Origin of the sequence: Halovibrio salipaludis (assembly GCF_002286965.1) — a bacterium.
In the GTDB taxonomy this organism is placed as follows: domain Bacteria; phylum Pseudomonadota; class Gammaproteobacteria; order Pseudomonadales; family Oleiphilaceae; genus Halospina; species Halospina salipaludis.
Map to the genome: position 1 here is coordinate 317,359 of NZ_NSKD01000003.1, position 12,860 is coordinate 330,218.

Genomic DNA, 12,860 nt, shown 5'->3' on the forward strand with positions numbered 1-12,860 from the left:
TCAGTTGCTGTCGTCCTGATCACTCTTGGCGCTGCGGCGCAGGCGGATGTGCAGCTCACGCAGCTGCTTCTCGTCCACCTCGCCGGGCGCATCTGTCATCAGGCAGGTCGCATTCTGGGTTTTCGGGAACGGAATCACGTCACGGATGGATCCGGCACCGGTCATCAGCATCACCAGCCGATCCAACCCGAATGCCAGACCACCGTGGGGCGGCGCGCCGAAGCGCAGGGCGTCCAGGAGGAAGCCAAACTTCTCGCGTGCCTCTTCCTTGCCGATACCCAGGCTGTTGAAGACCACGTTCTGAGTGGCTTCGTCGTGGATACGGATGGAGCCGCCACCCAGCTCGGTGCCGTTGAGCACCATGTCATAGGCCCGCGACAATGCACCCGCCGGGTTGTTCTGCAGCTCCTCCGCGGAGACCGGTGCGGTGAACGGGTGGTGCAGCGCGTGCAGCTTGCCGTCGTCGTCTTCCTCGAACATGGGGAAGTCGACCACCCAGCACGGGGCCCACTCGCCTTCCACCATGCCCAGATCATGGCCCAGGCGGACACGCAGCGCGCCCAGGGCTTCGTCCACCACGCTGGCCTTGTCGGCGCCGAAGAAGACCAGGTCGCCGTCGGCGGCCTCGACCCGGTCCATGATGGCCATTGTCGCTTCTTCGCCCAGGAACTTGACGATGGGCGACTGCAGGCCTTCGATACCGGCGGAGCGGTCGTTGAGCTTGATGTAGGCCAGACCCTTGGCGCCGTAGATGCCGACGAACTCGGTGTAGTCGTCGATCTGCTTGCGGGTCAGCTCGCTGCCCCCCGGCACGCGCAGGGCGGCAACCCGACCTTTCCGGTCCTTCGCCGGGCCTGAGAAGACCTTGAAGTCCACGTTCTGGACCAGGTCCTCAACGTCCACCAGTTCCAGCGGAATCCGCAGGTCCGGCTTGTCGCTGCCGAAGCGGCGGATCGCCTCGGCATACGGCAGGCGCGGGAACTCGGGCAGGTTCACGCCCAGCAGGTCACTGAAGAGGTTGCGCACCATACGTTCCATGGCGTTCATGATGTCCTCTTCGGTGACAAAGGAGGCCTCGACGTCCACCTGGGTGAACTCGGGCTGGCGGTCCGCCCTCAGGTCCTCGTCGCGGAAGCACTTGGCGATCTGGTAATAGCGATCGATGCCGGAGACCATCAACAGCTGCTTGAACAGCTGGGGCGACTGCGGCAGCGCGAAGAAGCTGCCGGCGTGCGTGCGGCTCGGCACCAGGTAGTCGCGGGCGCCTTCCGGCGTGGCGCGGGTCAGAACGGGTGTCTCCACGTCCATGAAGCCCTCGCCGTCCAGGAAGTTGCGGAGGTAGCTGGTCACGCGGGAACGGAAGCGCAGCCGCTGGGCCATCTCCGGGCGCCGTAGATCCACGTAGCGGTGGCGCAGACGCACATCCTCACCCGCTTCCGTGTACTCATCAAGCGGGAACGGCGGTGTGGCGGACTCATTGAGAATCGTCAGCTCCTTGCCCAGCACCTCGATCTGGCCCGTGGCCATATGATCGTTCTCGGTGCCTTCCGGGCGCCGGCGCACACGGCCCGTGATCTGGATGACGTACTCGTTGCGCACCCGGTCGGCCTGGGCGAAGCTGTCCGGGGTATCCGGGTCAAACACCACCTGCGCGATGCCGTCCCGGTCCCGGAGGTCGAGGAAGATCACGCCACCGTGATCCCGGCGCCGGTGGACCCAGCCGCAGAGGGTCACTGTCTCGTCAATGTGGGATTCGTTGATTCCGCCGCAATAGTGACTGCGCATACCCAATGGTTCCTGTTTGCCTGGGGCTTCCGCCGATGTGGTTAAAAGGCCGGTATTATAACGGCATCAGGCCGTGAAGTCAGACCATGACAGCGTGATCCGGTGCACGCGCACAGCCAGCGCTCCTGTATCCGTGACGCAGGGCCCCGCAACGGCTACCATTACCGGCGATTCATCCCATTTGAAAGAGAGGTTCAAGGGTGTCCGTCCGCGCCGAACAGAAACTCAAGACCCGCCGTGCCCTGATGGACGCGTCGCTGCGCCAGCTCAGTGCCGACCGGGGTTTCGGCAGCCTGAGTCTGCGCGAGATCGCCCGCGAAGCCGGCATTGCGCCCACGTCGTTCTACCGCCACTTCACGGATCTGGATGAACTGGGGCTGGCACTGGTGGATGAGGCCGGCGTGGCCCTGCGCCAGCTCATGCGCCAGGCCCGCAAGCGCATCGAGCGCGAGGGCGGAGCCATCAATACGTCCGTGGAAACCTTCATGGAGTATCTCACGGACAACGCCAACCTCTTCCGCCTTCTGCTGCGCGAGCGCACCGGGGTATCACGCATCTTCCGCACGGCGGTTCAGGCCGAGATCGATCATTTCGTCACGGAGCTGGCGGAGGATCTGGAGAAGCTGGCCACGGGCAAGCAGCGCCCCCTGTCCGACCCTCACCTAGTTGCCGAATCCATGGTGGTGCTGGTCTTCCACCTGGGGGCGGAAGCGCTGGACGCGCCGGCGAAGCAGCGCGCCAACCTCAAGGAGAAGCTCAAGATCCAGCTCAGGATGGTGCTGGTTGGCGCCCAGACCATGGCTGAAACCTGAACGTCACCGCAAACGCGTTTTTCAGCGTGTCCCGAACTGGTTGAGCCCCCGCCCGATGGCGTAGTAACTCAGCCCGTGACGCCCCAGCATTTTCTCGTCGTACAGGTTGCGCCCGTCAAAGACCACCGGCGAGCGGATGGCGGCCGCGATCTGGGCGAAGTCCGGTGACCGGAACTCCTTCCACTCGGTACAGATCACCAGGCAGTCCGCGCCCTTGAGCGCCTGCTCCTTGGTCCCGCACAGCTGCAGGCCGGGCTGGTCCGGATAGATGCGCTGGGTCTCCTCCATGGCTTCCGGATCAAATGCCTGCACACTGGCACCGGCCGCCCAGAGCTTCTCCATCAGCACCCGACTGGGCGCCTCGCGCATGTCGTCAGTCTTGGGCTTGAACGACAGTCCCCAGAGCGCCACGGTTTTGCCGGCCAGATCGCCGCCGTAGTAATGGCTGACCTTGTCGAAGAGTACATGCTTCTGGGCACTGTTCACCGCCTCAACGGCATCCAGGAGGCGTGCTTCGTAGTCGTATTCCCGGGCGGTCCAGGCCAGCGCCTTCACATCCTTGGGAAAGCAGGAACCGCCGTAACCACAGCCCGGGTAGATGAAGTGGTAACCGATGCGCGGGTCCGAGCCCATGCCACGGCGAACATGCTCAATATCCGCCCCCAGGCGCTCGGCCAGGTTGGCCACCTCGTTCATGAAGCTGATCTTGGTCGCCAGCATGGCATTGGCGGCGTACTTGGTGAGCTCCGCCGAGCGCACATCCATGAAGATGACACGTTCATGGTTGCGGTTGAACGGATAATAGAGCTCACGCAGCAGCTCCTGCGGGCGGTCACTGTCGGTGCCCACGATGATGCGGTCCGGCTTCATGAAATCATCAACCGCCGCGCCCTCTTTCAGGAACTCGGGGTTGGAGACCACATCAAAGTCGATGTCGGCGCTCCGTTCCAGGAGCTTGCCACGCACGGCTTCCCGCACCTTGTCCGCGGTCCCCACCGGCACCGTGGATTTGTCGATCACAACCTTATAGTCGTTCATGTGCTCGCCGATGCTGCCCGCCACCGCCAGCACGTACTTCAGATCCGCGGAGCCATCCTCGTCCGAGGGAGTGCCCACGGCAATAAACTGCAGTTCGCCGTAATCGACAGCCTCAGCAACATCCGTGGTGAACTGCAGGCGGCCCGCGGCGGTATTGTGCGCGACTATCGGCTCCAGGCCGGGCTCGTAAATGGGGATGATGCCCTCGCGCAGGCGATCAATCTTGGCCTGGTCCACGTCCATGCACATGACGTGATGCCCCACCTCGGCCAGGCAGGCGCCGGTGACAAGGCCCACATAGCCGGTTCCGAAAATGGTGATGCGCATGCTGCTGTTCCTTACTGATCCGTTGGGTTGTTCTGGCGCGCCTGCCAGTGGCGTTCCCAGTCAAGCGCGGTCTGCACGATGGTGTCCAGGTCGTCGTAGGCCGGTACCCAGTCAAGGCGCCGGCGGATCCTCTGGTTATCCGCCATCAGCGCCTCCGGATCACCGGCACGGCGCTCCGCCTCCGTCACGGGGAAGTCGACGCCGGAGAGACGTTTTACCACATCAATGACCTCACGCACGGTGAACCCCCGCCCATAACCGCAGTTGAGGATCTCGGAGCCGTTCCCCTGCTGCATATGCTCCAGGGCCCGCACGTGGGCACTGGCCAGGTCCTCGACATGGATGTAGTCCCGGACACAGGTACCGTCCCGCGTGCCGTAATCCGTTCCGAAGATCTGCATGCCGCCCCGCGCGCCGGTGGCGCATTCACAGGCCACCTTGATCAGGTGCGTGGCTTCCGGCGTGGCCTGGCCGAGGCGGGTCTGGGGGTCCGCCCCGGCGACGTTGAAGTAGCGCAGGATCACATAGTCCAGATCACTGGCGCTCGCCAGATCCATGATCATGCGCTCGCTCATCATCTTGGAGGCGCCATAGGGGTTGATCGGCGCCAATGGCAGGTCCTCGGTCAGAACCTGCTGATCCGGCATGCCGTAGACAGCCGCGGTGGACGAGAAGACGATGCGGTTCACCCCATGGCGGCTCATCGCCCCCAGCAGGTTCAGCGTGTTACGGGTATTGTTGCGGTAGTACTTGAGCGGGTCCGCAACCGACTCGGGCACGATGATGTGAGCCGCAAAATGCAGCACGGCGTCGAACTCATTGGCCGCGAAGAGCGCCTCCAGGGCCTCCGGGTCCGCCAGGTCACCCACCACGAGTTCCCCGTGTGTAACGGCCCATTCATGACCGGTTGAGAGGTTGTCGAACACCACCACGTCGTAACCCGCTTCACCCAGCTGGCGTACCACATGGCTTCCGATGTAGCCGGCCCCGCCGGTCACCAACACCCTGTCTGTCACTCATCCTCTCCTTCTGAATCATTCCGGCGTTTTTTCTTCTCAGCCCGGCGGCGGGCAAAGAAGGCCGTAAGCTGGTCGCGACACTCCGGTTCCCGGATGCCCTCTCGCACCCCAACCTGCCAGTTCAGATGCTCCGCTTCCAGCATCCGGGCCCGGGAACGGATGACACCGGCCTTGGGTTCACGGGCGCCGAAAACCAGGGTGCCAATACGGGCGTGCACCAGAGCGCCCGCACACATGGTACAGGGTTCAAGGGTCACATAGAGGGTGGCATCGGTCAGCCGATAGTTACCGATCCGCTGCGCGGCATCCCTGAGCGCCCGAACCTCCGCGTGCGCAGTCGGGTCATGGCCGGAAATGGGCTGGTTGAACCCCTCGCCCACAACCTCCCCGTCGAGAACGATCACTGCCCCCACGGGCACCTCATCCAGCGCTTCCGCCTGTTCCGCGAGCGCCAGCGCGCGGGCCATCCAGGCTTCGTCAGCCCCTTCGGTGGTCATGGATGGACCCGGTTATTCCCACTCAATGGTCGCCGGTGGCTTGGAGGATACATCGTAGGTGACCCGGGAGATGCCCGGAATCTCGTTGATGATCCGGCTGGAGACCGTCTCGAGCAGCTCATAGGGCAGATGCGCCCAGCGGGCGGTCATGAAATCCAGCGTCTCCACGGCGCGCAGGGCGATCACGTATTCATAGCGGCGGGCATCGCCCACCACGCCCACGGACTTGACCGGCAGGAAAACAGCAAAGGCCTGGCTGGTGTGGTGATACCAGTCATAGCGGTGCAGTTCCTCAAGGAAGATCGCGTCCGCCTCGCGCAGCATATCCGCGTAATGCTTCTTCACCTCGCCCAGGATCCGGACGCCCAGCCCCGGCCCCGGGAACGGATGCCGGTAGACCATGTCATAGGGCAGCCCCAGCTCCAGCCCGATCTTCCGGACCTCGTCCTTGAACAGCTCGCGCAGGGGCTCCACCAGTTTGAGCTTCATGGTCTCGGGCAGCCCGCCCACATTGTGATGGGACTTGATGACCGTCGCCTTGCCGCTGCGGGACTGGGCGGATTCAACCACATCCGGGTAGATGGTGCCCTGGGCCAGCCAGTCCACATCCGTGATGGTCGCCGCCTCCTCGTCAAAGACCTCAATGAAGGTATTGCCGATGAGGCGCCGCTTCTCTTCCGGATCCTGAACGCCCTCGAGACGGGACAGGAACCGATCCTCGGCATTGTGGTGGATGACGTTGACGCCCATGTTGCGAGCGAACATATCCATCACCTGCTTGCCCTCGTTGAGCCGCAGCAGGCCGTTGTCCACGAACACGCAGGTCAGCTGGTCGCCGATGGCCCGGTGCAGCAGCGCCGCCGTCACGGAGGAATCCACGCCGCCCGAAAGGCCGAGCAGGACCTTGTCGCTGCCAACCTTATCGCGGATCTGCTGGATGGCGTCCTCAACAATCTCGGCCGGCGTCCAGAGCGCCTCGCAGCCGCAGATGTCCAGCACGAAATGGGAGAGAATGCGCTGCCCCTGGAGTGTATGGGTCACTTCCGGATGGAACTGCACGCCGTAGAGCCGATGCGACGGGTTCTGCATCGCGGCCACGGGGGCACTGCCGGTCGCTGCCAGGACCTCGAAGCCCTCCGGTGTCTCGACAACCTGGTCACCATGACTCATCCAGACATCCAGGAGGCGCTCACCGGCATCCGTTACGTGATCGGAGATGCCACGCAGAAGATCGCTCTCCGCTGTCACGCGGACCTGGGCATACCCGAACTCCCGCTTGTCGGAGCCGGCAACACGCCCCCCCAGTTCCTCGGCCATCGTCTGCATGCCATAGCAGATGCCCAGGACCGGCACGCCCAGTTCAAACAGCCCGGCGGGTGCCCGGGGGCTGCCCATCTCGGTGACGGACTCAGGTCCTCCGGCCAGGATGATCCCGCTCGGCGCGTACTCACGCACCTCCTCCGGGGTGGCATCAAAGGGCCGGATCTCACAGTAGACGCCGATCTCTCTGACCCGGCGGGCAATCAGCTGAGTGTACTGGGAACCAAAATCAAGGATCAGTATGCGGTGATCATGGATGTTCCGGGTCATGCGGGCCTCTGGTTGTGGCGGACTCAGCTGATGCGGTAGTTGGGTGCTTCCTTGGTGATGGTCACGTCATGGACGTGGCTTTCCCGGACACCGGCATTGGTAATGCGCGAGAACTGCGGCTTGGTGCGCATCTCCTGCATGTCGGCGCAGCCGGTATAGCCCATTGCCGCCTTCAGGCCGCCCATCAGCTGGTGCACGATCGACTTCATCGGGCCCTTGCAGTCCACGCGACCCTCGATGCCTTCCGGCACCAGCTTGTCGATGCCTTCGGCGGCATCCTGGAAGTAGCGGTCGCTGGAACCCTGACCCATGGCACCCAGTGACCCCATGCCACGGTAGGCTTTATAGGTACGGCCCTGGTAGAGCTCAACCTCGCCCGGTGCCTCATCGGTACCCGCCAGCAGGCTGCCCGCCATGACGGTATGGGCCCCCGCCGCAATGGCCTTGGCGATGTCCCCGGAAAAGCGGATGCCACCGTCGGCGATCACCGGAACATCCCGGTTACGCAGCGCCTCCGCCACATTGGATACAGCGCTGATCTGGGGCACGCCGATGCCCGCCACGATGCGGGTGGTGCAGATGGAACCCGGGCCGATACCGACCTTGACGCCGTCCACGCCGGCATCCGCCAGTGCGATCGCTGCCTCTGCGGTCGCGATGTTGCCGCCGATCACCTGCAGATCCGGGTAGCGTTCCTTGACCCAGCGGACGCGATTGATCACGCCCTGGGAATGACCGTGCGCGGTATCCACGACAACCACGTCCACGCCGGCCTCGACCAGCGCATCCAGCCGCGCCTCGGTGTCACCGCCGGTACTGACGGCCGCGCCCACGCGCAGATGCCCCTGGGCGTCCTTGCAGGCGTCCGGGTAATCCTCGGATTTCTGGATGTCCTTGACGGTGATCAGGCCACGCAGCTCAAAGTCATCGTTGACCACCAGAACCTTCTCAATGCGGTGGCGGTGCAGCAGATCCTTGATGTTCTGGACGTCCTCGCCCTCGCGCACGGTCACCAGCTTCTCGCGCGGGGTCATGATCTCCGACACCGGTGTATCCATGCCACTTTCAAACCGGATATCGCGGCCTGTGACAATGCCCACCAGGTCGCGGCCGTCCACGACCGGAAGCCCGGAGATCCGGTTGGCCGAGGTGATCTGAACCAGCTCGCGCACGGTGGTGTTCGGGGACACGGTCACCGGGTCCTTGACCACACCGCTTTCGTATTTCTTCACCTTGCGGACAGCGGCGGCCTGCTGCTCAATGGTCATGTTCTTGTGGATCATGCCGATGCCACCGACCTGCGCCATGGCAATGGCCAGATCCGCTTCGGTCACCGTATCCATGGCCGCCGAGACCAGCGGCACATTGAGCCGGATCCCCCGGGTCAGGGGCGTTCGCAGATCCACCTCATTCGGCATGACATCGGAATAGCCGGGGACGAGGAGTACATCGTCGAAGGTAAGCGCTTCTTCCGCGATTCGCAGCATTGGGTCCGCCTTATCAACTTGCCTTCCGGGATTCTCTCTGGTTCACTCCGGTGCTGCGCACACCTCGGCAGACACACTTCGGAAAACCCCTTCAGGGCGCCTGTGGCGCCGGTTTCAGTAAACGAACATTATACGTTGCGACGACTGAATGCGTAAAGACGACAGCCCCGCCGCGAGCGCCTCCGGCGCCCTCTCCGTCAGCCAGCTCACACGCCAGGTGAAAGGCCTGCTCGAAACCAGTTTCATGGAGGTTCAGGTCGAAGGTGAAATCTCCGGCCTGAGCCGCCCGGCGTCCGGTCACTGGTACTTCACGCTCAAGGATGAACGCGCCCAGATCCGCTGCGCCATGTTCCGCAACCGCAACCGGCTCCTGAAGCAGGCCCCGGCGGACGGCGAACAGGTTCTGATCCGGGCGAAAGTCAGCCTCTACGAAGCGCGGGGTGATTTCCAGCTGATTGTGGAGGCCATCGAGCCGGCCGGCAGAGGCGCCCTGCAGCGGGCCTTCGAGGAGCTCAAGGCCCGCCTGGAGCGCGAAGGCCTGTTCGCGATGGAACACAAGCAGCCGGTGCCGGTTCCGCCACAACACCTGGGCCTTGTCACGTCCGGGACCGGGGCCGCCATCAGGGACATCCTCACGGTACTGAACCGCCGCTTCCCGGGGCTTCCGATCACCCTCTACCCGACACCGGTACAGGGCGCCGATGCCACCGCCGGCATTGTCGCCGCCATCGAGCGCGCCCATCGACACGGCCGCTGTGATGCCCTGATCGTGGGCAGGGGCGGCGGCTCACTCGAGGATCTCTGGTGTTTCAACGAGGAGGCGGTGGCCCGGGCCATCTTCAGCAGCCGCATCCCCATCATCAGCGCGGTTGGCCACGAAGTGGATGTCACCATCGCTGACCTGGTGGCGGATCAGCGAGCGCCCACCCCATCCGCAGCTGCCGAAGCGATTTCGCCCAACCGCCAGGAATTCCTGGACCGGCTGAGCGGGCTCGAAGAGCGACTGATCCTTGGCGCCCGCCAGCTTCTCCAGCAGCGCGGGGACCGGCTCGGCGAACTGCACCAGCGGCTTCGCCACCCCCGCCAGCAGCTCCAGGAGCAGGCCCAGCGGCTGGATGAACTCGAGGCCCGACTGCACCAGCAGACCCGCCGCCACCTCAGCCAGCGCCAGGAGCAGCTGCGCCAGTACTGGCGGCGCCTGGCCGCTGTCCGCCCGGAACACCGCCTGCACCTGGCCCGCGAACGCGTCTCGGAAAGCCGGGAACGTCTTGAACGGGCCGTGCGCGGCCGCCTGGAACGGGACCAGGAGCGCACCCGCAGCCTGAGCGCGCAGCTTGATCTGGTCAGCCCGCTGGCCACCCTCAACCGGGGCTACGCCATTGCTGAGGACGACAGCGGCAGGATCCTGAGAAACGCCGGACAGCGCACCCCCGGAGACGCTGTCCACGTGCGGCTCGGAGAAGGGACTCTGGACTGCCGTGTCGAGAACGTGAACACAGATGATGAAAACGCTTGACGTGACTCCCCACAGCACCGATACTGCATCTGCTGCACACGTTAAGCGGCTCTTGTAAGTGAAAGCATTACGACGACCTGCATCAGGACTCCTCGTTCGTTCCTCACCGAAAGGCCTTCAAGCGTCCCAGCTCAAAGCATCCACAATACGGTGGGTGTGAAAGAAAATCGTGTTTTTTTAAGGAAAGTGCATCATGTCTGATCTCAATACTGGTCGCGTCAAGTGGTTCAACGAAGCAAAAGGCTTCGGTTTCATTGCTCGCGAAAACGGCTCTGACGTATTCGTACATTACAGTGCGATCAACGGAACCGGTTTCCGGACGCTGACCGAGGGGCAGGAAGTCCAGTTCGCTATTACGCAGGGCCCGAAAGGCCCGCAGGCGGAAAACGTAACCGCCGTGTAAAGCGACCGCAGGTCGAAAAGCCCGGCTCATCGAGCCGGGCTTTTTTTTGTTGTAAAAATCATATTCCACCCTGTACCGACCCCTTTCCTCCCCCTGTTATACTCTGCCCGACAATCGACCACATAGCCTGAGACGATTGCATTCATAATCACAATCCCGTCCGCCGGCGTATAACGCCAACCACAGAGTCCGCCGGCCATCAGAACGGAGTTCAGCAGCCTGACGGTTCCTTTGAAGGGAAACAGGTTCTGGACCATGCTGTAGAACGGGAATACCAAGGGGAGAAGTCCATGAAGACGGTTGTCAGTATCAGCCTGGGGCCCGCCAGGCTCGATTATGACCTTGAGACCGAGTTTCTTGGTCAGACCATACGCGTCATCCGGATCGGCACGGATGGCAGCATGGATCGCGCCGAAACCGCCATCCGTGAGTGGGAGCCGAAAGCCGACGTAGTCGGGCTCGGCATGGTGCAGGACCATTACCAGGTCGGCACCCATACCATTACTCACGAAGACACCAAGCGGCTGCAGGAGGCCGTTCAGTCAGTCCCTGTCACCACAGGGGCGACGCTGCGCAGCATCCTCCAGGACTGGGCGGTGCGCCATACCCAGCTGGAGCTGGAGGAATGCTTCAATAACGCCAAGGTGCTGTTCCTGAACGGTCAGGCCAACTACCGCCCGGCCCGTGTATTCAGCGAATACACCGAGAACCTGTTCTTCGCCGACCCGGTGACCCAGCTCGGCGTACCCAAGATGCTCACCTCGCTGAGCCAGCTTGAGAGTTACGCCGCCGGCACCGGTCCCATCCAATCATGGCACATCGGCGACACCGTTGGCCGGCTGCCGGTTGCCAAGAACGTGACCGACTACGTGCTGCGCAAGGGTGCCCAGAACGCGGACGTCATCGCGGCCCGCTACAACGAGCTCGAGGCCATGGGCCTGGAAGAGCTCGCTGGCAAGACCGTGCTTACCGCTTCCATCTCCGATGAACGCCTCAAGGAGCTGGGGGATCGTGGCGTCAACGTCGTCATCGACTACACCCCCCAGATCTTCAATGAGACCGTGGGCGTGAACGTGGTCGAGGCGATGATCCTGGCCGCGCTCGAGCGTTCGCCGGCCGAGATCACCCATGACGACTACCTGGAAATCATTACCAACGAGGGCATTGAGCCGCGCATCCTGTATCCCTCCGGGTACAAGCGCATCAGCCGCTTCGCCTTCGTGATCCACCCGTTGTCACAGCAGTATTTCCGCAACGCCAAACCGCTGGACACGGTGGCAAACTACGCGCCCAAGGCCTTCATGAATACGGTGGAAAAGGTGATGGCCTACTCGCCACCCTTCGTCTATTCACGGGTGACGGGGATCAAATCCCCCACCGGCGCAGAGGCCGAGGGCTGGCTGATCACCGTGGGGGGCACGCCCAAGGAGATCATGGCGCACAGTCCGGAATTCACCTACCGGCGCCTGCTGGCAGCGGCGCGGCTGGCCAAGCGCCTGGGCGCTCAGATCATGGGTCTCGGCGCCTTCACCAAGGTCGTCGGCGATGCTGGCCTGACGGTCTCCAAGCGCTCACCACTGCCGATCACCACCGGCAACAGCTACAGCGCCTCCGGTGCCCTCTGGGCCGCACACGAAGCGCTGAAAAAGCTGGGTCTGGTGGAGATTGGCGAGAACAACAAGGCCAAGGCAAAGGCCATGGTCGTTGGCGCCACCGGCTCCATCGGTGCGGTCTGCGCGCGCCTGCTGGCGAAGGCCGTGGACGAGGTCTACATCGTGGCCCGCGAGTCCGCTCGGCTTCTGGCGCTCAAGGAATCCATCATGAAGGAGACGCCGGAGGCTAAGATCCACGTCACGTCCAACCCCAACAAGTACCTGCGGGACATGGACATGATCGTGACCTCTACATCGGGGGCCGGCAAGCGCATCCTCGATATCATGGAGGTCAAACCGGGCTGCGTGATCACCGACGTGGCAAGGCCACTGGATATCCCGCCGGAGGACGTGGCCAAGCGCCCGGACGTACTGGTGATCGAATCCGGTGAGGTCGAGTTGCCTGGCGACGTGAAGATGAAGAACATTGGTCTGCCGCCCAAAGTGGCCTATGCCTGCCTGGCGGAAACCATTGTTCTGGCGCTGGAAGGGCGTTACGAGACCTTTACCGTGGGTCGTGAGATCGAGTGGGAAAAGGTCCGCGAGATCTACAAGCTGGGGCTCAAGCACGGCATGAAACTGGCGTCCATCTCCGGGGTCAACGGCGTGTACACGGACGAGGATTTCGACCGGGTACGCACCCTGGCCATGGAGAAGCGCGGTATCAAGCCGGCCGACTCCGGCAGCAAGGGCGGGAAGAAGAAGGCGGCCACCGCCTCCTGATCCCTGCCCAG

Annotated in this window: 10 protein-coding genes; 4 read left to right on the forward strand and 6 right to left on the reverse strand. The window is 63.3% G+C overall.

The genetic code is table 11. The annotated features are described in order from the left end of the window. Positions 1–1,785 carry an aspartate--tRNA ligase gene (gene aspS / locus CK501_RS09200; protein WP_095617426.1) on the reverse strand — a complete coding sequence of 595 codons (1,785 nt, stop codon included), beginning with the start codon at positions 1,783–1,785 and terminating at the stop codon, positions 1–3. 200 nt (positions 1,786–1,985) lie between these two features. On the opposite strand from aspS, the gene fabR reads away from it, so the two are divergent. Continuing rightward, a complete protein-coding gene (gene fabR / locus CK501_RS09205) occupies positions 1,986–2,597 on the forward strand; it encodes an HTH-type transcriptional repressor FabR (RefSeq protein WP_095617427.1) in 612 nt (203 codons plus the stop codon). Between the two features lie 21 nt (positions 2,598–2,618). Here fabR and CK501_RS09210 read toward each other — a convergent pair whose 3' ends face one another. From CK501_RS09210 to guaB, 5 genes are read right to left on the reverse strand one after another with little or no spacing between them, the layout of a single operon-like run. Continuing rightward, positions 2,619–3,962, reverse strand: coding sequence for a UDP-glucose dehydrogenase family protein (locus tag CK501_RS09210; RefSeq protein ID WP_095617428.1), 1,344 nt, complete (start codon positions 3,960–3,962; stop codon positions 2,619–2,621). A gap of 11 nt (positions 3,963–3,973) precedes the next feature. Next, complete coding sequence (gene galE, locus CK501_RS09215; protein WP_095617429.1) at positions 3,974–4,978, reverse strand: UDP-glucose 4-epimerase GalE; 1,005 nt, start codon at positions 4,976–4,978, stop codon at positions 3,974–3,976. Further along, positions 4,975–5,478, reverse strand: a complete 504-nt coding sequence (gene tadA, locus CK501_RS09220) for a tRNA adenosine(34) deaminase TadA (protein ID WP_095617430.1) — start codon at positions 5,476–5,478, stop codon at positions 4,975–4,977. The genes galE and tadA overlap by 4 nt, the downstream gene beginning before the upstream one ends. Positions 5,479–5,490: 12 nt before the next feature. Continuing rightward, a complete protein-coding gene (gene guaA, locus CK501_RS09225; protein WP_095617431.1) occupies positions 5,491–7,068 on the reverse strand; it encodes a glutamine-hydrolyzing GMP synthase in 1,578 nt (525 codons plus the stop codon). Between the two features lie 23 nt (positions 7,069–7,091). Then, entirely contained in the window at positions 7,092–8,555 is a 1,464-nt protein-coding gene (gene guaB, locus CK501_RS09230; RefSeq protein WP_095617432.1) for an IMP dehydrogenase, read from the reverse strand. A 148-nt stretch (positions 8,556–8,703) separates the two neighbouring features. On the opposite strand from guaB, the gene xseA reads away from it, so the two are divergent. The 3 genes from xseA (at position 8,704) to CK501_RS09245 (ending at position 12,849) form a co-directional block, all read left to right on the forward strand. Continuing rightward, positions 8,704–10,071 (forward strand): exodeoxyribonuclease VII large subunit, encoded by a 1,368-nt coding sequence (xseA, locus tag CK501_RS09235; RefSeq protein ID WP_095617433.1) that lies wholly within the window; start codon positions 8,704–8,706, stop codon positions 10,069–10,071. Positions 10,072–10,264: 193 nt separating this feature from the next. Next, the gene (locus CK501_RS09240) at positions 10,265–10,474 is read left to right on the forward strand and encodes a cold-shock protein (RefSeq protein ID WP_077530880.1); all 210 of its coding nucleotides are present in this window, start codon (positions 10,265–10,267) and stop codon (positions 10,472–10,474) included. Positions 10,475–10,764: 290 nt separating this feature from the next. Continuing rightward, a complete protein-coding gene (locus CK501_RS09245; protein WP_095617434.1) occupies positions 10,765–12,849 on the forward strand; it encodes a dehydrogenase in 2,085 nt (694 codons plus the stop codon). Positions 12,850–12,860 lie beyond the last annotated feature (11 nt).